The organism is Acidovorax sp. 62, assembly GCF_002754495.1.
Classification (GTDB): Bacteria; Pseudomonadota; Gammaproteobacteria; order Burkholderiales; family Burkholderiaceae_C; genus Acidovorax.
Map to the genome: position 1 here is coordinate 2,408,065 of NZ_PEFJ01000001.1, position 22,494 is coordinate 2,430,558.

The window sequence follows — 22,494 nt, forward strand, 5'->3', positions numbered from 1 at the left end:
CAGCACGCCGCCCTCCCACACTTTGCCTACCCTACGTTGCCCACCCTGTTAGAGCCGTTCACTGCTGAGCCATCGCGCCCCATGTCCTCGCCCACTCCCTTCAAAGCCGCCACGCTCCACGACGTTGCCCGCGTGGCCGGGGTGTCGCTCATCACCGCATCGCGTGCGCTGGGCAACCCCTCGCTGGTGTCTGAAAAAACCATCGCCCGCGTGCAGCAGGCGGTGCGCGAGACGGGCTACATCCCCAACCTGCTGGCGGGCGGGCTCAAGTCGCGGCGCAGCAAAACCGTGGCAGCGCTGGTGCCCGCCATCTCGGTGCAGCAGTTTTTGCCCACGGTTGAAGCGCTGACCGAGGCCCTGGCCGCGCAGGGCTACCAGCTCATCCTGGGCCAAAGCGGCTACGACTACGCCCGCGAGGAAGACTTGCTCAACACCCTGATTGCGCGCCAGCCCGACGGCATCGTGGTGACAGGCCTGGTGCACTCGCCCAAGGCGCGCGAACGGCTGGGGCAGCTGCGCATTCCGGTGGTGGAGACCTGGGACCTGAGCGAGCGCCCGGTGGACATGGTGGTGGGCTTCTCGCACACCAAAGTGGGCGCGGCCATTGCCGGGTTCTTTTTGACCCAAGGCTGGAGCCGCGTGGGCATTGCCACCGGCAACGACCACCGCGCCGCCTTGCGCCGCGACGGCTTTGTGGCCGCCATGGGCCGCGACGTGCCCACGGCCATGGTGCCCGCCCCCAGCAGCCTGGCCCTGGGCCGCCGCGCCCTGGCCGAACTGCTGGCCCAAGACCCCACCCTGCAGGCCGTGTATTGCAGCTCCGACGCCATGGCCCAGGGCGTCATCGTCGAAGCCCAGGCCCGGGGCCTGCGTGTGCCCGAGGACCTGGCCGTGTGCGGATTCGGCGACGCAGACTTTGCCCAGCACATGCACCCCTCCCTCACCACCGTGCACATCGACGGCGCACGCATCGGCCAACTGGCCGCGCAGATGATCACCCAGCGCTGCCGGGGCGAGGCCATAGAGCAGCCCATCGTGGATGTGGGCTTCTGGATTGCCGAGCGGGAATCGACCGGCGGCCCGGGCCACACAGACCGGCAGATGCCAGAGTGAAGGCAGCGGGCATCCTCTGTCATCAACAAACGCTATCTATTTGATAGCTGCTAGCGCTTATTTTTTCAAGCGCTGCAGCCCTTTTTTACTCAAAACCTGCCTGGAGCCACGTCCAGAGCAACGTCCAGGCAGGTCATCGCACTGGCGATCAGGGCAGCACCACCGTCGCCTTGGCCCGCGCAATCTGCAAGTCCGCATCGCGTTGCAGCAGCAGGCGCTGGGCCACCAGCGCGTTGGCGGCGGCGGTCACGGCCGTCACGTAGCCGTCTTGCGTGCCATACAGCTCTTCCAGCGAGGGCCGTGCATCGCCCGCCGCCAGCCGCGCGGCGCGCGTCTTGTGGAAGGGGATGAAGCTGCCCGTGAGGTTGGCCAGGTCGGTGATGCCGGGCGTGGCCACGTAGTTGAACTCGATGCTGGTGCCCAGCGGCGCACGCGCCTCCACGCTGCGGATGCCTGCACGGGTCAAGCCTGTGGACGCATCGACCTGCGGCACGAGGATGGCGTAGTCGCGGCCCAGGTTGCGCGGGGGCAGCACGGTGGCAATGCCGGCTTCGTCCTGCGGGACGTATTGCGGGCCAAAGTCGAACAGCGGGAAGTTGTTGTACAGGCCCCGGTAGCTGAAGTCGGGGATCGCCGTCTGCACGCCGCCCACCGCCCAGGTCAGGCCCTTCATGGCCGGGAAGGCCAGTGCCTCGGGCCGCACCAGCGTGCCATCGGCCAGCTTGGGCACCTGGCTGGCGGGTGGCTGCGTGCCGCGCACCACCCAGTCTTCCAGGTTCAAGAACAGCGCACGGAAGGTGTCGTTGAAGTGCACCACGGTGCCCGTGGGGTAGGTGGCGCGGGTGGGCGCATAGGCAATGCTGGCCGTGCCCCCTGCCCCGCCGTGCTGCGTGCTGGCGTAGTAGTAGATGCGGGCGTTGTCGGGCTGCGCCAGGTCCTTGGTGCCGTTGGCGTCGGTCAGCACGGGCGAGCCCTGCAGTTGCCAGAACTCGGTGCCCGACAGGCCCAGGAAGAACTTGGGGCAGGTGTTGGTGGCAGCGCAGCGCTTCATCACGCCGCCCTGACGGCCGCTGATGTCGTCTGCGTAGTCCTTGTCCAGCCCGCGCGGTGCCGTCTGGCCGAAGGCCGTGTGGTCGGTGCGCAGGCCACCACCGCCGCCGGGCACGGCAAAGCGGGTGTTGATGTTGGTCTGCCGCGCGGCGACGTGGGCGTACATGCCGTCGAACACCTTGCCACCATCGAGCGCCTGGTTGAAGCCCAGGTGCAGGAAGGTCTTCATCGCGTTGCCCGACTGCGAGGTGCCCTGCCCCAGCGTGTACTGGATGCGGCCTGCCAGCGGGTTGGGAGTGCCGGTGGAATCGGCCGCCTTGCTGCGGAAGAAGCTCACCGTATCGCGCAGCGCGGCCAGGCCCACGCCCATGACTTTGGGGTCTTTGGCGACGTAAACCAGCTCGTACAGATACGCCGGGTCAAACCCGCCTTTGAGGCACACGCTGGTGGGGCTGGCCGTGCCGGGGAAGGCGTTGGTGCCCGTGTCACAGGTGGCGAACTTCCAGTCGGCAGCCGCAATGATGACGCGCGCATCCGTCTCGTTGGCGCGGCGGGTGAGCGAGTAGCCGCTCTGCGTGTTGTCCAGGCTGGCGGGCTCGTACGGGATCATGGTGCCGTTGAACACGCCGCCGGGCAATGTCATCGCGGGGGTGGCGGCGGTGGGCACCAGCTCAGCACGGTAAGGGCCGGTGATGCTGCTGCCGTCCTTGTTCTTGGCCACGGGCACAGTCACAGTCAGGCGCGCAGCGCTGCTCTTGGGCACATCGCCCTGCCAGGCCGAGTACAGCATCACGTAGCCGCGCTCCAGGTACACCGCATCGCTGGGCGTGGCCGTGGGGTTGAGCAGGGTGAGGATATTGCCGCGATTAGGCGCGTCGTAGCGCAGCACGCCACTCGCCTTGGCCATGTTCTTGGGCTTGAGCATGACGAAGTCGGCCTTGTACTCGACCATGCCATTGGCGTTGGTGGGGGCCAGGGCCAGGTCTTGAATCACGGCGTTCTTGGGGTCGGCCGGGTCCACCTCGCCGCTGAGCGTGCCTTTGACGGTTTCGTACTCGCCCACATCGCCGTAGGTGCCGGGGAAGGCCTCGGTGGATGTGACCTCCAGCTTGAACGCTGGGGCTTTGGTGGGGGTGGAATCGCTGCCGCCGCACGCAGCCAGGGCGGCTGCAGCAGCGGCCGTGAGGGCCAGTTTGCCGAATGCATGAAGTTGCTTCATGTTGTCTCCTAGGGTTGGATGGATATCGCCGCAAGGGCGAGTTCTCTCTACGCAAAAGCGGCAGCGTCTGTTGCGCTGCTCATCGCTCACGTTGGGGTTGCGCAGGGCGCGGTAATGGCCTGCGGGCAAAGCTCCGCCCACACCGGCGGGCGGGCCGGTGGTGTAGCGCAGCTGTAGAAAAAAAAGGCCTGAGGAGGTTGCCTCAGGCCTTGGACTTATTCCGCCTCGATCCCGGCGGCTTTGATCACCTTGCCCCACTTGAGGGTCTCGGCGGCCTGGAACTTGGCCAGGTCGGCGGGGGTGGTGGTCCAGGCCTCTGAGCCAGACATGTCGAAGAACGACTTGGCCGTGGCGCTCTTGGTGGCGTTCTGCATCAGCTCATTGAGGCGGGTGACCACAGCAGCGGGCGTGCCTGCGGGGGCGTAGGCGGCAAACCAGTAGCCCATGTCGTAGCCCTTGACGCCTGCTTCGTCGATGGTGGGCACCTCAGGCAGTTGGGGGCTGCGCTTTTGGGTGGAGTAGCCCAGCGCCCGCAGCTTGCCCGCGCTGATTTGCGGCATGCCGGTGGAGGTGTCGGTGATCATCAAGTCGATCTGCCCGGCCAGCAGGTCGGTGATGGCAAAGGGGTTGCTCTTGTACGGCACGTGCAGGATGTCCACGCCCGCAAGCTGCTTGAACATTTCGCCCGCCACGCGGCTCGATGCACTGCCGCTGCCAAAGGTGAGCTTGCCGGGGTTCTTCTTGGCAAAGGCGACCAGCTCGCCCACGCTCTTGTGCGGGGATGCGGGGTTGACCACCAGCACCTGCCCGCCCTTGCCCAGGCCGGAGATGGGGGCGAAGTCTTTCACCGGGTCGTACGAGAGCTTTTTGTACAGGTGCTCGTTGGCGGCGTGCGTGGTGTTGGTGGTGATGAGGATGGTGTAGCCATCGGGCGCGGCCTTGGCCACCGCGGCGGCGGCAATCATGCCGCTGGCACCGGCCTTGTTGTCCACCACCACGGCCTGCTTGGTGTCGTTGGTGATGGACTGGCCCACGGCACGGGCCAGCTGGTCGGTGGCGCTGCCCGCAGCAAAGGGCACCACGAAGGTGATGGTCTTGGCCGGAAAGGTTTGCGCGGCAGCGGGTGCGGCGATGGACAAGGCCATCAGGGCACCGGCGGCGGCTGTCAGCGCGTGGCGTCGATTCAAGGCAAAGCGGTTAGCGGGCATGTTGTCTCCTTCTTTTCTACGGGCAAATAAGTTGATTCAGCGCAGTTGAACCGACACCGTCCGTTCGGGCTGAGCCTGCCCGAGCCTTGCGCAGCGCTTCGACAGGCTCAGCGTGAACGGTTCCAGTGGATTCATGGCCAATCAACGACAAAAACAGGGGCGATCACAGAGCAATCACAGGTCTGGGCCAGCTAGGTGCCGGGCCAGCGCGGCGGGCACCTGCACAGGCAACGACAGCAGCCAATAGCTCAGCGTCTTGCCGTGGCTGTCGAGGTTGAGGGCGTCGTTCACGCCGCCGTCCAGCACGTCGTCCAGCACCAGGTTCATGGCGTGCAGCTGGGGCAGCAGGTAGCGGGCCACGCGGCTGGGCTGGCGGGCGGCAAAGTGGCGGGCCACGGCCTCTTCCGTCACTTGCTGCACCAGCACATCCCACAGCGCGGGGTGCCAGGCGATGACGCTGAGGTTGGAACGGTTGCCCTTGTCGCCGGTGCGGCTGTGGGCCAGGCGGTAGAGGGGCACGGTGAGCATGGGGGCGGCCTCGGCAGTGCGCGTTTCGGTCATTGCAGGCCTCCTTCATTCCACATCTGGTAGCCGGTAACCACGGCACTGCGCGGCACCAGGCACGACACGGTGCCCAGGCGCGGGCGCATGGCGGTGCGCACGCCGCCGCCGCCCGCAGGGCCGCAGGTGTACAGCGCCGTCACCTCGCGCACCAGGCGCTGGGCGCTGGCGTGGTCGCGGTGCTGCAAGGCTACGCGCAGGCGCACATCGCGGGCTTCGTCCAGGCCCGCAGCAGGCGCATCCAGCCAGGTGCTGGCGTCGTCGCCCAGCACGCTGGTCACGCCAATCAGGTCCACACGCACCGGGCCCAGGCCCTGCAGCCGCTCGCGCAGCACCTGGCCTGCCAGGCGGGCGCGGGCTTCGGCGCGCGGGCCTGCATAAGAGATTTCGCCTTCGGCAAACCAGCCGGTTTCAAAGCACACATTCACTTTGAGCGTGGGCGGCTGCGGGTGGCCGCGCACACCTTCCAGCCGCACCGCGTCAGGCCCCACGGGCAGCACCTGCGCGGCGGTGATGTCGGCCACCACATCGGGCGTGAGGTAGGCGGCGGGGTCGTGCAGCTCGTACAGCAGCTGCTCCTTCACCGTGCGCTCGTTGATGCAGCCGCCCGTGCCTGTGGGCTTGGTGATGGTGCAGTGGCCGTCGGGGTCGATCTCGGCAATCGGGTAGCCCAGCGTGGCCAGGCCGGGCACGTCTTTGTAGCCAGGGTCGGCAAAGTAGCCGCCGGTGACTTGCGCGCCGCATTCCAGCAGATGGCCCGCCATGGTGGCGCGGGCCAGGCGGTCCCAGTCGTCTGCCGCCCAGCCGTAGTGCGCCATGGCCGGGCCCAGCACCAGCGATGGGTCGGCCACGCGGCCGCACACCACGATGTCAGCCCCGGCGCGCAGCGCATCGGCAATGGCCTGTGCGCCGATGTAGGCGTTGGCGCTGACGATGGGCTCGGTGGGCATCGCAGAGCCCAGGGCACGTTCGAGCAAGGCACGGTGGTGGGGGCCGCTCAGGTCGTCGCCCTGCACCACAGCAATGCGCGGGGCGCGCAGGCCCAACTCGGCCGCCAGCTGGTGGATGCGGCGGGCGGCCCCGGCTGGGTTGGCAGCGCCAAAGTTGCTGACGATGCGCACGCCGTGCGCCAGGCAATCGGCCAGCACGGGCTGCAGCAAGTCCACCAGCAGGGGTTCGTAGCCCGCATCGGGCTGGGTGCGGCGTGCCAGTTGGGCCAGCGCCAGGGTGCGCTCGGCCAGGGTTTCAAAAATCAGCACAGCGGGTTGGCCGCTGGCGATGAGGGCCTGCACCACGGGCGCAGCGGCATCGGTGCGGTCACCCGAAAAGCCGGCCGCGCAGCCAATGCGCAGGTGGGGGATGTGTTGTGACATCGTTTGCTGTCTCCTGCGACGCAATGTACGCAGGCTGCGCTATTCTGTGAAATCGATTGTTGCAATCAATCCATCTGCAAAGCAAATGAATGAGAACCCCGCCCTCTCCACCCGCCAGCTCGATGCCTTTGTGGCGCTGGCCGAGCACCGCAGCTTTACCCGCGCTGCCGCGCAGTGCCACCTGTCACAACCCGCATTCAGTGCGCTGATCAAAGCGCTGGAGGACGAGCTGGGCGCGCGCCTGTTTGACCGCAGCACCCGGCATGTGGACCTGACGCCTGAGGGGGTGAACTTTCTCGAATCAGCCCACCGCATTCGCGCCGAGATGCGCGCCGCCGTGGCGGCCCTGCGCGATGCCGTCACGCTGCAACGCGGCCGCGTGGCCGTGGCGCTGCTGCCTTCGCTGGCGGCGGGCTGGCTGCCGCAGGTGCTGGCCAGCTACCAGCAGGCCCACCCCGGCATTGCGGTGGACATTGCCGATGTGTTGTCTGAGCCCTGCATTGACCGCGTGGCCAGTGGCGCGGCCGACTTTGCCCTGGCCGCCATCCGCGCCGATACGCCCGCACTGCAGGCCGAGCCGTTTTGCAGCGATGCCTTTTACCTGGTGTGCCCCGACGCCCACCCGCTGGCACGGCGCAAAAAGCCGCTGGCCGTGGCCGACCTGGCCACCTACCCCTTCATCCACCTGGCGCGCAACAGCAGCGTGCGCCAGTACCTGGAGGCCGCCTTTCACCCCCAGGGCATGCACACCTTGATGGAGGTGGAGCAACTGGCCACCGTCACCGGCATGGTGCGGGCGGGCCTGGGCATCAGCGTGGTGCCCGCGCTCACGCTGTTTCACTTCCAGCAGCCGGGGGTGGTCACGCGCCCTTTGCCGTTGCCCGGTCTGCAGCGGCAGATATACCTGGTGCGGCGGCGTGACCAAAGCCTGTCGGCCGCCGCCCAGTCGCTGTACGAGTGGGTGGTGGCGCGCAAGCCCCGGCTGGCTTGAATCAGGGAACGCAACGGAAAAAGCTATTAAATCAATAGCTGCCAGCGCTTATCCATCAAGCGCTGCAAGCCATTTTGATTCAAAAACAAGCGACACAGACAGCCCGTGCGACCCACCTCGCACCCACCCAAAGGCCGGAAACCCCGCAGACTGGCAAGGCAAGCCCCGCACACCGGCCCGCAAATCCGCGAAAATCTCGCCCCTTAGCATTTCTCTCCATCCCGCCCCCATGACCGAAGCGACCGCCGCCCCCGCCCTGCCCGACCACCTCTCGTCCGACCCGCGCAGCCCCCACCACAACGCCGCCGTGTTCGAACACGACATCGGCATCCGCTTCAATGGCAAAGAGCGCTTTGATGTGCAGGAATACTGCATCAGCGAAGGCTGGGTCAAAGTGCCTTCAGGCAAGACGGTGGACCGCAAGGGCCAGCCCGTGATGATCAAGCTCAAGGGCACGGTCGAAGCGTTTTACCGCTGACCCGGCCCGGCGCAATCGCCTTCACGCCTGCATGGCCCAGCACCCCACTTTGCCCGTGGCGCAGCCTGCGCCGCCAGGGCTCTGGGTCATTCACTGCGATGGCAGCGCCATTCCCAACCCCGGCCGCATGGGGCTGGGGGCCACCCTGCTGGCCCCCGATGGGCAGCAGCACAGCCTGTCGCTCACCAGCAGCCTGGTGGGCTGCAACAACGAGGCCGAGCTGCGCGCCCTGATGGCCGCACTGCAGCACGCCCACGCCCTGGGTGCGCGGGCCGTGGCGGTGTACAGCGACAGCACCCTCCTCATCGAACAATTGCAGCCGCCGCAAGCCAACCAGCGCACGCCCGCGCCCATTGCCCGGCTGGCCGAACTGTTTGACAGCGCACGCGCCTGGCTGGCACGCTTTGACAGCGTGCAGCTGCAGTGGATTCCGCGCCACCGCAACAGCGCCGCCGACACCCTGGCGCGTGCCGCCCTGGGCGCCCCCGCCAAGGTGGCAAAGCACCCGAGCCACAAGAAAAAGAAGCGCTGAAGCACCGCCGGACGGCCCCAGTACAGGCCCAGTACAGGCCCAGTACAGGTCTGTTGCAGGCCTGCACCGGCCCAGCTGTGTCGCAGTACCGTCACACAAAAGTCACAAAATTTACGTTTAGGCAACAATCCTCCTGCATACTTTGCCGGCTTGGCACCATCCGTCCAAGCCGCAAAAACTCATGGAGGAAAAACCAATGCGACGTGATGCACGCTGGGTGGTGCTTTTGGCAGGCGCGACTGCGGTGCTCGGCACTGCCACAGCACAGAACAACAACGCAGCAGCCCAGGCCCGCGCCGCTGCCGCCAGCCCGGCCCCCAACTTTGCCAGCAGCCCCCGCGAAAAGCTGGTGGTGGCCATGCCCAAGACCTACGCCAAGGCCGAAACCATGCTGCTGTGGGGCGACTACTTCAACCACCTGGCACGCTGCGGCAACCTGGATTTGCAGAACCAGCAAGGCGAGTCGCTGGAGCGCAGCTCCAACATCGACCTGCTAGGCGAAAAAGAGCTGATCGAAGGCATCACGTCAGGCAAGGTGCAACTGGCCCAGGTCAACCCCGGCCTGGTGCCGCAACTGGTGGCCGCAGGCCAGCCCACGCCGTTTGCCGTGCCGGGCAACAAGGCATCGGGCAAGCGCAACTCGTACCACCTGATCCTGATTGCGCGGGTGGACAGCCCCTTCAAGGAGCCCAAGGACCTGATCGGCAAGAAGATTGCCCACTCCACGCCCACCTCCAATTCGGGCAACTTGGCACCGCGCGCGCTGTTCCCGGCCATTGGGCTGGTGCCGGACAAGAACTACGAAGTGGTGTTCTCCAACGGGCACGAGCGGTCGGTGACGGGCGTGATGCACGGCTTTTACCCCGCAGCCGCCGTGGCCAGCGACCTGTACCAGCGCATGGTCCTCAAGGGCGATGTGAAGGGATCGAGCATTCGCACCCTGTGGGAAAGCGCGCCCTTCATGACCGAGACCTGGACACTGGGCAAGAACGCCTCGCCCGATGTGCAAAACCGCGTGCAGAAATGCTCGTACGCCTACAGCTTCTCGCCCAAGCTCAAGCAGCTGCTGCCGGGCAACGACACCATGCTGCCCATCAACTTCGAGCGTGACTTTGCCACGGTGATGGAGGTCCACAAAAAGACCCAGGCCGCCCTGGCAGAAGCCAAGCCTGCAGCGGCCAAGTAAGGCGCGGCACAGAACCTGTTTACGATCTTTTCGGTGGCGGGCCTATCCCGCCAGCCGATCCCGGGTGCGCCGGGCCACATCGCGCACCCAGGGTTGGGCGGCCCAGTGCCGGTCTGCAAATGCACGGATGTGTTCGGCGTAAGTCAGCGAGGCGCCGATCACATCGAGCCCCTGCACAAACATGCGCTGGTGCCGGTCAGACAGCACAAAGCCGGCGCTGTGCCCCGGGCTGCGCACCACGCGCTGCGCCACGTCGATGGTGAGCGGCAGCGGGCCAGGCTGCGCAGCGGCCTCTGCCATGAAGGCCTGCACATCGGCCTCGTCCACCATGGCCAGCAGCAGCCGGTTGTTGAGGGCGTTGGAGTAAAAAATCTCGCCAAAGCTGGACGCCACCACCGCCTTGAACCCGTATTGCTGCATGCCCCACACGGCGTGCTCGCGGCTGGAGCCGCAGCCGTAGTTGGAGCCCGCAATGAGCACATCCACGCCAGCAAAGGCGGGTTGGTTCAGCACAAAGTCTGCGCGGGGCTGCCCGCCCTCATCAAAGCGCAGGTCGTACAGCAGGCCGGGCGCCAGGCCCGCCTTGTCGATGCCCCGCAGAAACTGCTTGGGCATGATCTGGTCGGTGTCGAGGTTGGGCGTGGCCAGCACGGCGGCTTGGCCGTGAATCACGCGGTGGTCGGCAGTGTTTTTGTCGGTGGTCATGCGGCGGTCTCCAGGCTGCGGACGTCGGTGATGCAGCCGGTGACGGCGGCTGCGGCGGCCATGGCCGGGCTCATCAGGTGGGTGATGGCGCCGCGGCCCTGGCGGCCTTCAAAGTTGCGGTTGGTGGTGGATGCGCAGCGCTGGCCGGGGGCCAGCACATCGTCGTTCATGGCCAGGCACATGGAGCAGCCGGGCTGGCGCCATTCAAAGCCCGCAGCCACCAGGCGCGCGGCGATGCCCTCGGCCTCGGCCTGGGCCTTCACTGCGCCCGAGCCGGGCACGACCATGGCGCGCACGCCGTGCGCCACGCGGCGACTGCCAACGATACGGTCTACCTCACGCAGATCCTCGATGCGCGCGTTGGTGCACGAGCCGATGAACACATGCTGCACCGGCACGCCCACCAGCGGCTGGCCTGCCGCCAGCGCGGTGTAGCGCAGGGCCTGCTCGGCGCTGCTGCGCTGCACGGCATCGGCCATGTCGTCGGGCCGGGGCACCGTGGCGTGGATGGCCATGGCCTGGTCGGGGCTGGTGCCCCAGGTGACGAAGGGAGCCACCTTGGTCGCGTCGAACACATGCTCCACGTCAAACACTGCGCCGTCGTCGCTGCGCAGCGTGGCCCAGTGGGCCAGGGCCTGCGTGCGCACGTCGCCGGTGATGTCGGGGGCCTTGGCCAACACGTAGTCGATGGCGGTGGCGTCGGGTGCAATCAAGGCGCCACGCGCACCGGCTTCCACGGCCATGTTGCACAGCGTGAAGCGCGCCTCGACCGACAGGGCGCTGATGGCGCTGCCGCAGAACTCGACGACGAAGCCGCGCGCGCCCTGCGCGCCGATGCGGCTGATGATGAGAAGGATCAGGTCCTTGGCGGTGGTGCCCAGGGGCAACGCACCGTCCACACGGATGCGCATGTCCAGGGCCCGGCGGTAGACCAGGGTCTGCGTGGCCAGCACATGCTCCACCTCGGACGTGCCAATGCCGAAGCCCAGCGCGCCCAGGGCGCCATAGGTGGTGGTGTGGCTGTCGCCGCAGATGATGACCATGCCCGGGCGCACCATGCCGTGCTCGGGCGCGATCACGTGCTCGATGCCCTGCAGCGGGTCGTTGGTGTCGAACAGCGGGATGCCGTGGCGGTCGCAGTTGGCCTTGAGGTTGCGGGCCTGCAGGGCCGAAGGCGGGTCTTGAATGACCCGGTGGCGCCCCGGGTGCGTGGGGATGATGTGGCTCACCACCGCCACGTTCTGCCCCGGCACGGGCACGCCGCGCCCCGCCTCGTGCAGGCCAGCGAAGGCCTGGGGGCTGGTGTATTCGTTCATCAGGTGCAGGTCACAAAACAGCAGCACGTTCTGTTCGTCCAGAACGGCCACGGTGTGCGATGCCACCAGCTTCTGGTAAAGCGTTGCGGGCGTGGTCATGGTCATCGTGGTGGGTGTGGGGGAATGGGTTATTGGCCTGCGAGCAGGAAAGGCAGCGCCGCGTCGAGCAGCGCATCGGGCGCTTCTTCGGCGATGTAGTGGCCGCAGGGCAGCGCATGGCCGCGCACGTCGGCCGCCACGCGCTGCCACTCCTTGAGCGGCTCAAAGCACTGGTGCACCACGCCCTGCTCGCCCCACAAAGCCAGCAGCGGCATGGCCAGCTGGCGGCCCGCATCGCGGTCGGTGCGGTCGTGCACCAGGTCGATGCCTGCGGCGGCGCGGTAGTCCTCGCAGACGCCGTGGGCCGTGCCAGGCAAGGTCAGGCAGCGCACGTACTCGGCCAGGGCCCGGGGGTCGAACGGTGCCAGACCTGCGCTGCGCCGACCCATCACGTCGCGCACATAAGCAGCGGGGTCTGCCTCGATCAGGCGTTCAGGCAGCGGGGCGGGCTGGATCAAAAAGAACCAGTGCCAGTAGGCTCGGGCGAAGGCATTGCTGGTTTGCTCGTACATGGCGAGCGTGGGGGCTATGTCCAGCAGCACCATGCGCTGCACGGCATCCGGGTGGTCGGCCGCCAGGCGGTGGGCCACGCGGGCGCCCCGGTCGTGGGCCAGCACGGCAAAGCGCGGGTGGCCCAGGTACTGCATCACAGCCAGCATGTCGGCGGCCATGGTGCGCTTGCTGTAGAGCAGGTGCTCCGCGTCGCCCTCGGGCTTCGCCGAATCGCCATACCCGCGCAGGTCCGCCAGCACCAGCGTGAAATACTGCGCCAGCACGGGTGCCACCTTGTGCCAGATGGCCGAAGTCTGCGGGTGCCCGTGCAGCAGCAGCAAGGGCGGGCCTGAGCCACCGACAAGTGCATGGATGTGTTGGCCATCGGGCGTGGGCACGCGATGGGGAGTGAAGCCGGGGAAAAGCGGAGTGGTGGTCATGGTTGTGAGGCAATGTGGAACGCGAGCCCGCTCACTCGGCGGTGATACCGCGCTCTTTGATCAGTTTGGCCCACTGGGGCATTTCCTGCTCCAGCCGGGCGCGGGCCTGCTCGGGGGTTGAGGGGATGGGATCGAACCCATCTTTGGCCATGCGCTCCTTCAAGGCGGGGGTGCCCAGCGCCTGGTTGAGTGTGGTGTTGAGCTTGTCGATGATGGGCCGGGGCGTGCCAGCGGGTACGAAGACGATGAACCAGGTTTCGAAGGCGTAGCCCGGCAGGCCTGCCTCCGCGATGGTGGGCACTTCAGGCATCAGGGGCGAGCGCTTCGTGCCCGTGACGCCCAAGGCGCGCAGCTTGCCCGCCTGCACATGCGGTTGCGCGGCCGACAGTACAGGAAAGCTCATCGCCACCTGGCCTGACATGGTGTCGATCATGGCCGGGCCGCCGCCACGATAGGGGATGTGCACGATGGGCGTGCCCGCCACGGCCTTGAACAGCTCGGCCGACATATGAAAGGTGCTGCCCGCCCCGGCCGAGCCATAGGAATATTGCCCCGGCTTGGCCTTGAGCAGTGCGATGAGCTCCTTGAGATTTTTCGCTGGCAAGGCGTTGTGAACCACCAGCACATGCTGCGAGCTGGCCACCATGCCAATGGGCGCCAGGTCCTTCAGGGTGTCGTAGGGCATCTTGGCGGTGAGGCTGGGGTTGATGGCCAACGACACCGTTTGCAAGCCGATGGTGTAGCCGTCTGGCGGCGCCTTGGCCACCATGTCCACACCAATGTTGCCGCCCGCGCCGCCCTTGTTCTCGATGAACAGCGAGGCGCCCAGGGCCTTGCCCCATTCGTCCGTCACCAGCCGCGCTGCAATGTCGGCACTGCCACCGGGCGCGTAAGGCACCACGAGCTTGACGGCGCGGGCGGGGTAGGCCTGTGCCCAGGCGCCCGCAACGGCCCCCAAAGCCAAGGCGGCGGTCACCAGGGTGCGGCGCGCCAGCCCAGGTACAGGGCAGCGGCGGAAGGATGCGTTCATGGGTTTGTCTCCTGCAGGTCTTTTTGTTGGGTCTGGGCATCTTATGAGTGCATTGCATCGGCATAAAGTCATTCAAAATCACTTCATTCGTAAATTAAAAGCATTAATCACCCCACCCCATGGACGCGTTTTCAGACCTGCGCTTTTTTGCCTTGCTGATGAAGGAAGGCAGCCTCGCTGCCGCCGCGCAGCAAATGGGCATCACCCCGCCTGCGGCCAGCCGGCGCCTGGCGCAGCTGGAGCACCGGTTGGGCGTGCGCCTGCTGCACCGCACCACGCGGCGCATGGCGCTCACGCCAGAGGGCGAGAGTTACCTGCTCGAAGGCACCCGCATCCTGGCCGACCTTGATGCGCTGGAGCGCACCGTGGCAGGCGCCCGCAGCACGCCACGGGGCCTCATCAAACTGGCTGCCACGCTGGGCTTTGGCCGTGTGCACCTGGCCCCTGCCCTGTCGGCCTTTGCCCAGGCCTACCCTGAGGTGGAGGTGCAACTGCACCTGACCGACCGCCCCATCAACCTGGTGGAGCAAGGCTTTGACGCGGCCGTGCGCTTTGGCGATTTGCCCGATTCGCGCCTGACCGCACGCCGCCTGCGGGCCAACCGGCGTGTGCTGTGCGCTGCCCCCAGCTACCTGGCCCGCGCCGGCACACCGCAGCAACCCGCCGACCTACTGGGTCACCAGTGCATCGTGATCCGCGAAAGCGACGAGACCTACGGCACCTGGCACCTGAGCCAGGGCCCACGGCAAGAAACGGTGAAGGTGCGCGGCATGCTCAGCACCAACGATGGTGGCGCCGCCACCACCTGGGCGCTGGATGGCCGGGGGGTGTTGCTGCGCTCAGAATGGGACGTGGCCCCGCACTTGACCACAGGACAGCTCATCGCCGTGCTGCCCGCCTGGCAGTTGCCACCGGCCGATGTAATGCTGGTGTACCCCACGCGCAGCGACCTGTCGGCCAAGACGCGGGCGCTGGTGGATTTTTTGGGCACCTGGTTTGCCCGCAACACCCTCCCCCGCCCCCAAGAGGCAGGTACACCGCCGTCAGCGTGATGGCGTGGGGTGCCCTGCCACATGCAGCGTGTGAAACGGCATGTGGTGCATCAGCTCGCGCAGCAGCAACAAGGCGGCGAAAAACGATGCTCGCTCGGGCAGGCCTTCGCTGGCGGCAGGCCGACCCTGGGCAACGTAGGTGAGGCGCTGGAACAACCGCTCCATGGCGTCCAGTGCCAGCACCTGGTCGGCAGCGGCGGGCACACCAGCAAGCCCAGCCAGTTCGGCCAAAGCCTCGTCGGCACTCCACCACGCCACAGGCCCACCAACCGCCTGGGCCGCCTCGGCCCAAGGCAGGTACTGCTGGTGCGCAAGGTACACCTCGTCTTCCACATGGGCGATGGCTGTCTCCAGATCCAGCGGCGAAGGAATGGCAGCGCGAAAAAAGCGCTGCGCCGTGGCCTCCATCCCCAAGGGCAACACCAACAGGTGCGCTGGGCGTACCTCAGCAGGGCTCCACAGGCACACCTGCGTGGTGTGTGCCCCCAGGTGCAGCAGCGCGAGGGGCTGTGCGGGCGCGGTGGGCGTGCCCTCCATCCTCATGCGCTCGATGAGCTTCGCAGCCCACGGCGGCAAATCGGCCACCACGCTGGGGCTTTGGAGCGGTTCGTGAGAGTGTGTGGGCATGGCGTGTCGGGACGTATCCAAGAACCTGTTCAAAGCACTTTACGGCGGTGTCTGGGCGCGAGCTTGCGCGCTGGTGCCCGGCTGCAGCGCCTCTGACGAAGGCAGGCCGTGGCGAATGCGCTCGTGCATCTCGACGGTAAGTGCCTCAATGCGTTCCGTCAGCTGCTTGGTCAGCTCGGTCAGGCGGGTGTTTTGCTCCAGCAGCTCCAGCATCTGGGTGGCGTTTTGCGCAGCGATCAACTGGCGCTGTTCGTTGGCCACGGCCAGGGCCTCGCGGTGCTGGGCGTCGGCCTCGGCGTGCATTTTGTCGCGGGCGGCCTGCCGGGTTTGGGCCAGCAAGATCAAGGGCGCAGCATAGGCCGCCTGCAGGCTGAAGGCCAGGTTCAGCAAAATGAAGGGGTACACATCAAAGTGCAGCCACCCCGCAGAGTTGACGATGATCCACACGGCCACCACCACGGTCTGCGCGCCCAGGAACAACGGGGTTCCAAAAAATCGGGCAAAAGCCTCGGCCCGCAGGGCAAACTGGTCGGCCCCAAACGTAGGGGCCAGATGCGCATGCTGCGAGTGGTAACGCCGGTGCTCGGCCCCGGCCGCTGCAATGGCCCGCGCACCCGTTTGCGTGGCTGTGGCGGGGGCGCTGTCTGGCCCCTGGCCGGGCTTACTTGACGGGCCTGCAGGATGGTTCATGCCGATACCTTTCGCACTATGGAGTGATCACCCACGCACGGCCGCGGCTGGCAATGCGCGTTGAGCGGGGTTTGAGAACCAGTTCAAAGAACGTCTGGGCCTAGTGTCCTGCATGGCCCTCGCGAGGCGGTGGTAGTGCGGATCGGGATGGGTCGCAAGGCGCTTTTTGGCAGCCAATAGCCGGGCCATTGGCAAGAAAAGCAATGCAGCGAACCGATCGAGGCAGCACGACCACAGACCGCAGGGAGTTATGCAGGACATCCCTATGGCTTGAGCGTGTGGTCCAGATCGGGTTTGCGCCAAGGGTCCACATGTGTCATGAGGTTGAGCACCCGGTGGCGCTGCATGACGCGCTGGCGCGCCAGCACGGCAATGTCGTGCCCGGCTTCCACGGTGATGCGGGCGTCTACCTCCAGGTGGGCGTCCACCACCACCATGTCGCCCATTTTGCGCGTGCGCACATCGTGCACGCCTGCCACGCCGGGGGTGTCCAGCAGGGTCTGGCGAATGGCCTGCACCTCTTGCTCGTCCACCGCGCGGTCCATCAGGTCGTGCATGGCGTCCCAGCCAAACTCCCAGCCCATCTTGCCCACCATGAAGCCCACGATCAAGGCCGCAATCGGGTCGAGGATGGGGTAGCCCGCCAGGTTGCCCGCAATGCCCACGCCCACCACGAGCGATGAGGCGGCATCCGACCGCGCATGCCACGCGTTGGCCACCAGCATGCTGGACTTGACCCGCTTGGCCACGGCCAGCATGTAGCGAAACAGCAGCTCCTTGCCCAGCAAAGCGCCGCCCGCCACCCACAGGGCCACGGCGTGCACCTGGGGCACGGTGTCGGGGTTCTCCAGCTTCAGCACGGCCGACCACACCATGCCCACACCCACGGCCAGCAGCAGCAAGCCCAGCACCAACGAGGCTGCGGTCTCAAACCGCTGGTGGCCGTAGGGGTGGTCTTCGTCGGCGTCTTTTTGCGAGTGGTGGTTGGCAAACAGCACCACAAAATCAGCCACCAGATCGGACAACGAGTGGATACCGTCGGCAATCAAGCCCTGCGACTTGGACAGCACGCCCACCACGATCTGCACAGTGCTGAGCACCAGGTTGACCACCACGCTGACCCAGGTGCTGCGCGAGGCGGCAGCGGCGCGCTCTTGGGGCGTATGCTGGGTGTCTTCGCTGCCGTCAAGTTCGTTGAAGTTCATGGGCGGTGATTCAAATTCCGTGAAGCACCACAGGCTACACGCCCAGTCTTAAGAATGCATTGAGGCCCATTCAGTTTTGCGCAAATATGCCGATAACCCTACCATGCAAGTCTCTAGCGCCTCCTCCACCAGCAGGGCATCAGGCGCCCAGTCCTCCAGCGAAATCGCCAAGCTGCAAAAGCAGCTGCGCCAGTTGACCGACGAACTCAAAGGCGTGGCCACCTCTGACATGGACGCCAAAGCCAAAAAGCAAAAGGTAGAGGCCCTGCAAGCGCAGATCCAGATGGTGCAGGCACAAATTGCAGCCATTCAGCGCCAGAACCAGCAAGCGCAGATCGAAAAGCAAAAGCAGGCCGAGCTTGCCAAGGCACAAAAAGCCGCTGAAACCCAGGCCAAGCAAAACAACAGCGCCACGTCCGGCCGCCAACGCACACCCGGCCTGGGCGACAACGTAGACACCTTCGCCTGACCGCCGCCCGACAGCGTGCCGCGAACTACGTTTGCGAAGCGACCATCGTGGCTGCAGCCACGAGCTTTTGCGTGTAGGGGTGTTCCGGTTGGTTCAGCACGGCATCGACCGTCCCACACTCCACAATGGCGCCGTCCTTCATCACCAGCACATCGTGCGCCATGGCGCGGATCACCTCCACATCGTGCGTGATGAGCAGGTAGCTCAAGCCCTTTTCACGCTGCAGGCGCTGCAGCAAGGCCAGCACCTGCTGCTGGATGGTCACATCGAGCGCGCTGGTGGGCTCATCGAGCACCAGCACCTGGGGCTGCACGATTAGGGCTCGGGCCACCGCCAGCCGCTGGCGCTGGCCGCCTGAAAATTCGTGCGGGTAGCGCGCCAGCAAGCCGGGGAATTGCGCCTCGGTCAGGCCCACCTCGGCCAGGGCTGTTTCCACGCGGCGGCGGCGCTCAGCCACCTCCATCGCAGGCTCATGCACCCACAGGCCCTCGCCCACAATCTCTTCCACCGTCATGCGTGGCGAGAGCGACGAGAACGGGTCTTGAAACACCACCTGCACCCGCCTGCGCAAAGCCTGGTTGGCCGGGGTGTTGCGCGTGGCGGGCTGCTGCCACGCCTGGCTGTTGACCTGCAAATCGCCACCCGACGGCAGCAGCCCCAAAATGGCCTGCGCCAAGGTGGACTTGCCCGAGCCTGATTCGCCCACCACCCCCAGTGTTTGCCCCGGCAGCAGTTGCAAATCAGCCCCCTGCACGGCCACAAACTCGCCCTTTTTGAACCAGCCCCGCACGCCGGGCAGGGGCGTGGGGTAGGTCACGCGCAGCTGGCGCGCCTGCACCACGGGCGGCGTGCCTGCAGGCGGGTCCGCCTCGACCACGTCACGCCGTGGCTGGCTGGCCAGCAGGCGGCGGGTGTAAGCATGCTGCGGGTTGGCAAACACCTCGGCCACAGCGCCCTGCTCTACCAGCACGCCCTGCTCCATCACGGCAATGCGGTCGGCAAAGCGGCGCACCAGGTTCAGGTCGTGCGTGATGAGCAGCACGGCCATGCCGGTCTGGCGCTGCAGCTCAGAGAGCAGGTCCAGAATCTGGCCGCGCAGCGTCACGTCGAGCGCTGTGGTGGGCTCGTCGGCCAGCAACAGTTTGGGGCTGCTGGCCAGGGCCATGGCGATCATGGCGCGCTGGCGCTGGCCACCCGAGAGCTGGTGCGGAAAGCTGTTGGCGCGGCGCGCGGGCTCAGGGATGCCGGTTTTTGCTAGCAATTCAATAGCTGCTTGCGCACATTGCGCGCCCGTCAGGCCCTTTTTGAGCAACAAAATCTCGGCAATCTGCTGGCCGATGGTCATCAGCGGGTTGAGGGCCGTCATGGGCTCCTGAAAGACCATCGCCACATCACCCCCGCGCACGCCGCGCATCTCACGCTCGGTCAGGGCCAGCAAGTCACGCCCGGCAAACAATGCCTGGCCCGAGACTGCTGCATCGCCAGCCAAACGCAGCAAGCTCAAAGCGGTGATGGTCTTGCCCGAGCCAGACTCGCCCACCAGCGCGAGCTTTTCACCGGGGGCAATGTCAAAGCTCACGCCACGCACCACCTCTTTGGTGCCAAAGCGAACGCGCAGGTCTGCGACCTGCAGCAGGGGCTGGTTCATAGGCTGTGGCATCACTGGTCAGCCTTTCTGGGGTCGAGCGCATCGCGCAGGGCATCGCCCATGAATGTCAAAAGCAGCAGGGTCACCACCAGCACCGCAAAGGTGGACAGCGAAATCCACCACGCGTCGATGCTGTTCTTGCCCTGGCTCAGCAGCTCACCCAGGCTGGGGGTGCCGGGCGGCACGCCCAGGCCCAGAAAGTCAAGCGAGGTCAGCGCGAGGATGGCCCCGCTCATGCGAAACGGCAAAAAGGTGACCACGGGCGTGAGGCTGTTGGGCAGGATGTGGCGCCAGATGATTTGCATGTTGCTCACACCCAGGGCGCGTGCGGCCTTCACGTAGTCAAGCTGGCGATTGCGCAGGAACTCGGCACGCACATAGTCCGACAGGCCCATCCAGCCAAACAGGCTCAGCAAAATCAGCAGCAACGCAATGCTGGGGGCAAACACGGCGCTGAAGATGATGAGCAAATACAGCTCGGGCATGGACCCCCAGATCTCAATGAAGCGCTGAAAGGCCAGGTCCGTCTTGCCCCCAAAAAAGCCCTGGATAGCGCCCGTGACCATGCCCAGCACCACCCCGGTGGCTGTGAGCGCCAGGCCAAACAGCACACTCACCCGAAAGCCGTAGAGCAGCTGTGCCAGCAAGTCACGCCCCCGGTCGTCCGTGCCCAGCCAGTTGTCGGCCGTGGGGGCCGACGGGTTGGGCGACTTGGCAAAGTAGTTGAGCGTGTTGGGGCCGTAGGGGTTCAGGGTGTACAGCGCCCAGTTGCTACTTGCAGAGAGGCGCTCTTTGATAAAGGGGTCCAGGTAATCCGTGGGGGTCTCAAAGTCGCCGCCAAAGGTCTTCTCTGGGTAGTCCTTGAGCATGGGGAAGTAGGTCTGCCCCTCGTAACGCACGATGAGCGGCTTGTCGTTGCTGACCAACTCGGCACACAGGCTGACCAGCACCAGGGCACAAAACAACCACAGGCTCCAGTAGCCCTGCCGGTTGCGCTTGAAGCGCAGCCAGGCACGGCGGGAGGGGGACAGCGCAACGGAAACGGCGTTCATGTCTGGATGCCCAATAGTCGATGCAGTCATGCGGATACCAATTGCCATTTGCCAGCAGCGCTGAGCACAACATTGCTACGCCCCTGCCTTCTGAACGTCATGATTTCAACCTCTCCGGTGCTGCGCACGGCTGCTGAATAAACCCAACGCTTCTCGCCATGGGGGTCGATCAGGATGGAACCATGGCGCACGCAACCCAGCTGTGGAACCACTGCGCGCTGGGAACGTGTTGGGCAAGAAGGCATTTGCAACGACAGCCCCTCTACATCGCTCATGGATTGCTCAAGCCTCCGCAGCAGCGCAATAGTTTCTTCAGAGGTACGTCCGATCGTTAGCTGTTGCAACCATTCATCGGACCCACACTCAATCAACGGGCCATCAGGTAGCGTGAAGAAGTCAGTAACTAACAAGCTCAAGTAGTCGTCGTCTGAGAGCAGTCGATCAAACAGCGAAACATCACCCGTTCTCTCATACGACGCAGCCCAAATGACGCCAAGCACCATCTCGGAAAATCCAATCCACACACTCACATCCGGTTGGCATTCCGTTGCCAAACTCCATTGGCCACTGCGAACAGCGTCATAAAACTCCTGGCCTCTGAGAGTAACGGCGCAGCGCAGGTTGAGAAACTCCAGATCGTTGCTACACAATCTTTCCTGCAAGACGAATTTGGCAAACTCTGGGTGCTTCAATTGACTTAATGCAACCACCCAGCGTGCAATAGCGGCAGCAAATACCTGCTCATCCAAGGCCACAAGCTGCGGGGTCAGCTTCTTGCAGTTAACGCGGAATTTCTGACTGGAGTCGCACGACGGAAAAATCCTCCAAAAAACGTCGTTTTGCAGTGGTGAATGGTTAATGCAATCGTCTCGCATATTCAAATCCTCACGCCTCAAAATCGCAGTCAATCGAATTTGACGCGCGGGTCCACCCACACGTAGCACAGGTCGCTCACCAGCTTGGTCACCAGACCGATCAGCGTGAACAAATACAGCGTGCCCAGCACCACCGGGTAGTCGCGGCGGATCACGCTTTCGTAGCTGAGCAGGCCCAGGCCGTCGAGCGAGTACAAGGTTTCGATCAGCAGGGAGCCGGTGAAGAACGCACCGATGAACGCGGCCGGAAAGCCGGTGATGATGGGAATGAGCGCATTGCGAAACACATGCTTCCACAGCACCTGCCGGTCGCTCAGGCCCTTGGCGCGGGCGGTGAGCACGTATTGCTTGCGGATCTCTTCCAGAAATGCATTCTTGGTGAGCATGGTGGTGACGGCAAAGCTGCCCAACACCATGGACGTGATGGGCAGCGCAATGTGCCAGAGGTAGTCGGTCACCTTGCCCCACAGCGACAGCTCTTCCCAGTTGGCAGACGTGAGCCCCCGCAGTGGGAACCACTGCAGCTGCCCGCCAAACACCACCAGCAGCGCCACCCCCAGCACAAAGCCCGGAATGGCGTAGCCCACCAGCACGAGCAGCGTGGTGACCAGATCAAACCGCGAGCCCGCGCGCACCGCCTTGGCCACGCCCAGCGGCACTGCAACAAGGTAGCTGATAAAAAACGTCCACAGGCCCAGGCTGATGGAAACAGGCAGCTTTTCGCGAACGAGGTCCCAAACCGCCTTTCGCTGATAAAAACTCTGCCCCAGATCAAACCGGGCAAATGACCAAAGCATTTTTACGAAGCGCTCATGTGCAGGCTTATCAAATCCATAGAGTTCCTTAATTTCCTGAATCTGCTTCGGACTCAGCCCTTGCCTGCCACGGTAATCCCCCCCCGTCCCAGAACTCGGAGCAGCCCCCTCCCCACCGGAAGAACGGCCTTGCAACTGAGACACCAGTTGCTCAACCGGTCCGCCCGGCACGAACTGAATGACCACAAAGGTCAGAAGCAGCACCCCCAACAGCGTGGGCACCATCAACAAAATGCGTTTGAGTATGTAGCTGAGCATGCAATGTGGA

22 protein-coding genes are annotated in these 22,494 nt (G+C 65.3%); 7 read left to right on the forward strand and 15 right to left on the reverse strand.

Features of this window, described 5'->3' with window-relative positions; translation table 11 throughout:
• The first annotated feature begins 81 nt into the window (after nucleotides 1-81).
• Entirely contained in the window at nucleotides 82-1,113 is a 1,032-nt protein-coding gene (locus tag CLU86_RS10845; RefSeq protein ID WP_099741608.1) for a LacI family DNA-binding transcriptional regulator, read from the forward strand.
• 148 nt (nucleotides 1,114-1,261) lie between these two features.
• Here CLU86_RS10845 and CLU86_RS10850 read toward each other — a convergent pair whose 3' ends face one another.
• The 4 genes from CLU86_RS10850 to CLU86_RS10865 form a co-directional block, all read right to left on the reverse strand.
• The gene (locus tag CLU86_RS10850) at nucleotides 1,262-3,382 is read right to left on the reverse strand and encodes an alpha/beta hydrolase domain-containing protein (RefSeq protein WP_099741609.1); all 2,121 of its coding nucleotides are present in this window, start codon (nucleotides 3,380-3,382) and stop codon (nucleotides 1,262-1,264) included.
• Nucleotides 3,383-3,597: 215 nt separating this feature from the next.
• A complete protein-coding gene (locus CLU86_RS10855) occupies nucleotides 3,598-4,590 on the reverse strand; it encodes a tripartite tricarboxylate transporter substrate binding protein (protein ID WP_099741610.1) in 993 nt (330 codons plus the stop codon).
• A gap of 174 nt (nucleotides 4,591-4,764) precedes the next feature.
• Entirely contained in the window at nucleotides 4,765-5,151 is a 387-nt protein-coding gene (locus CLU86_RS10860; protein WP_233194949.1) for a hypothetical protein, read from the reverse strand.
• On the reverse strand, nucleotides 5,148-6,524 hold the full coding sequence (locus CLU86_RS10865; protein ID WP_099741611.1) for an acyclic terpene utilization AtuA family protein: 1,377 nt from the start codon (nucleotides 6,522-6,524) through the stop codon (nucleotides 5,148-5,150). The genes CLU86_RS10860 and CLU86_RS10865 overlap by 4 nt, the downstream gene beginning before the upstream one ends.
• A gap of 85 nt (nucleotides 6,525-6,609) precedes the next feature.
• On the opposite strand from CLU86_RS10865, the gene CLU86_RS10870 reads away from it, so the two are divergent.
• The 4 genes from CLU86_RS10870 to CLU86_RS10885 all read left to right on the forward strand — a co-directional run bounded on the left by CLU86_RS10870 (nucleotide 6,610) and on the right by CLU86_RS10885 (nucleotide 9,711).
• Nucleotides 6,610-7,515, forward strand: a complete 906-nt coding sequence (locus tag CLU86_RS10870) for a LysR family transcriptional regulator (RefSeq protein WP_099741612.1) — start codon at nucleotides 6,610-6,612, stop codon at nucleotides 7,513-7,515.
• Between the two features lie 229 nt (nucleotides 7,516-7,744).
• The gene (locus tag CLU86_RS10875; RefSeq protein WP_099656036.1) at nucleotides 7,745-7,993 is read left to right on the forward strand and encodes a DUF3297 family protein; all 249 of its coding nucleotides are present in this window, start codon (nucleotides 7,745-7,747) and stop codon (nucleotides 7,991-7,993) included.
• Between the two features lie 31 nt (nucleotides 7,994-8,024).
• Nucleotides 8,025-8,525: a ribonuclease HI family protein gene (locus CLU86_RS10880; RefSeq protein ID WP_099741613.1), complete on the forward strand. Its 501-nt coding sequence runs from the start codon at nucleotides 8,025-8,027 to the stop codon at nucleotides 8,523-8,525.
• A gap of 196 nt (nucleotides 8,526-8,721) precedes the next feature.
• On the forward strand, nucleotides 8,722-9,711 hold the full coding sequence (locus CLU86_RS10885; RefSeq protein WP_233194950.1) for a PhnD/SsuA/transferrin family substrate-binding protein: 990 nt from the start codon (nucleotides 8,722-8,724) through the stop codon (nucleotides 9,709-9,711).
• 42 nt (nucleotides 9,712-9,753) lie between these two features.
• On the opposite strand, the gene leuD is transcribed toward CLU86_RS10885, so the two are convergent.
• The 4 genes from leuD to CLU86_RS10905 are packed head-to-tail and all read right to left on the reverse strand — an operon-like array spanning nucleotide 9,754 to nucleotide 13,793.
• On the reverse strand, nucleotides 9,754-10,416 hold the full coding sequence (gene leuD, locus CLU86_RS10890) for a 3-isopropylmalate dehydratase small subunit (protein ID WP_099741615.1): 663 nt from the start codon (nucleotides 10,414-10,416) through the stop codon (nucleotides 9,754-9,756).
• Nucleotides 10,413-11,831, reverse strand: a complete 1,419-nt coding sequence (gene leuC, locus CLU86_RS10895; protein ID WP_099743514.1) for a 3-isopropylmalate dehydratase large subunit — start codon at nucleotides 11,829-11,831, stop codon at nucleotides 10,413-10,415. The genes leuD and leuC overlap by 4 nt, the downstream gene beginning before the upstream one ends.
• A 29-nt stretch (nucleotides 11,832-11,860) precedes the next feature.
• Nucleotides 11,861-12,763, reverse strand: a complete 903-nt coding sequence (locus CLU86_RS10900; RefSeq protein WP_099741616.1) for an alpha/beta fold hydrolase — start codon at nucleotides 12,761-12,763, stop codon at nucleotides 11,861-11,863.
• A gap of 31 nt (nucleotides 12,764-12,794) precedes the next feature.
• The gene (locus tag CLU86_RS10905) at nucleotides 12,795-13,793 is read right to left on the reverse strand and encodes a tripartite tricarboxylate transporter substrate binding protein (RefSeq protein ID WP_233194951.1); all 999 of its coding nucleotides are present in this window, start codon (nucleotides 13,791-13,793) and stop codon (nucleotides 12,795-12,797) included.
• Between the two features lie 119 nt (nucleotides 13,794-13,912).
• Here CLU86_RS10905 and CLU86_RS10910 point away from each other — a divergent pair, with 119 nt between their 5' ends.
• The gene (locus CLU86_RS10910; RefSeq protein WP_099741617.1) at nucleotides 13,913-14,845 is read left to right on the forward strand and encodes a LysR family transcriptional regulator; all 933 of its coding nucleotides are present in this window, start codon (nucleotides 13,913-13,915) and stop codon (nucleotides 14,843-14,845) included.
• On the opposite strand, the gene CLU86_RS10915 is transcribed toward CLU86_RS10910, so the two are convergent.
• From CLU86_RS10915 to CLU86_RS10925, 3 genes are all read right to left on the reverse strand, one after another.
• Nucleotides 14,837-15,472, reverse strand: a complete 636-nt coding sequence (locus tag CLU86_RS10915) for a hypothetical protein (protein ID WP_099741618.1) — start codon at nucleotides 15,470-15,472, stop codon at nucleotides 14,837-14,839. The genes CLU86_RS10910 and CLU86_RS10915 overlap by 9 nt on opposite strands.
• A gap of 39 nt (nucleotides 15,473-15,511) precedes the next feature.
• The gene (locus tag CLU86_RS10920) at nucleotides 15,512-16,162 is read right to left on the reverse strand and encodes a DUF1003 domain-containing protein (RefSeq protein ID WP_099741619.1); all 651 of its coding nucleotides are present in this window, start codon (nucleotides 16,160-16,162) and stop codon (nucleotides 15,512-15,514) included.
• A 263-nt stretch (nucleotides 16,163-16,425) separates the two neighbouring features.
• Complete coding sequence (locus tag CLU86_RS10925) at nucleotides 16,426-17,367, reverse strand: cation diffusion facilitator family transporter (RefSeq protein WP_099741620.1); 942 nt, start codon at nucleotides 17,365-17,367, stop codon at nucleotides 16,426-16,428.
• A gap of 103 nt (nucleotides 17,368-17,470) precedes the next feature.
• Between CLU86_RS10925 and CLU86_RS10930 the strand changes: the two genes are divergently transcribed.
• A complete protein-coding gene (locus CLU86_RS10930) occupies nucleotides 17,471-17,836 on the forward strand; it encodes a FlxA-like family protein (RefSeq protein ID WP_099743516.1) in 366 nt (121 codons plus the stop codon).
• Nucleotides 17,837-17,861: 25 nt separating this feature from the next.
• Here CLU86_RS10930 and CLU86_RS10935 read toward each other — a convergent pair whose 3' ends face one another.
• The 4 genes from CLU86_RS10935 to CLU86_RS10950 are packed head-to-tail and all read right to left on the reverse strand — an operon-like array spanning nucleotide 17,862 to nucleotide 22,484.
• A complete protein-coding gene (locus CLU86_RS10935) occupies nucleotides 17,862-19,484 on the reverse strand; it encodes an ABC transporter ATP-binding protein (RefSeq protein ID WP_233194953.1) in 1,623 nt (540 codons plus the stop codon).
• An 11-nt stretch (nucleotides 19,485-19,495) separates the two neighbouring features.
• Complete coding sequence (locus CLU86_RS10940) at nucleotides 19,496-20,536, reverse strand: ABC transporter permease (RefSeq protein WP_099741622.1); 1,041 nt, start codon at nucleotides 20,534-20,536, stop codon at nucleotides 19,496-19,498.
• A 26-nt stretch (nucleotides 20,537-20,562) separates the two neighbouring features.
• The gene (locus tag CLU86_RS10945) at nucleotides 20,563-21,444 is read right to left on the reverse strand and encodes a hypothetical protein (protein ID WP_143226701.1); all 882 of its coding nucleotides are present in this window, start codon (nucleotides 21,442-21,444) and stop codon (nucleotides 20,563-20,565) included.
• Nucleotides 21,441-22,484, reverse strand: a complete 1,044-nt coding sequence (locus CLU86_RS10950) for a microcin C ABC transporter permease YejB (RefSeq protein ID WP_099741624.1) — start codon at nucleotides 22,482-22,484, stop codon at nucleotides 21,441-21,443. Before CLU86_RS10950 ends, CLU86_RS10945 begins: the two co-directional genes overlap by 4 nt.
• Nucleotides 22,485-22,494: the final 10 nt, after the last annotated feature.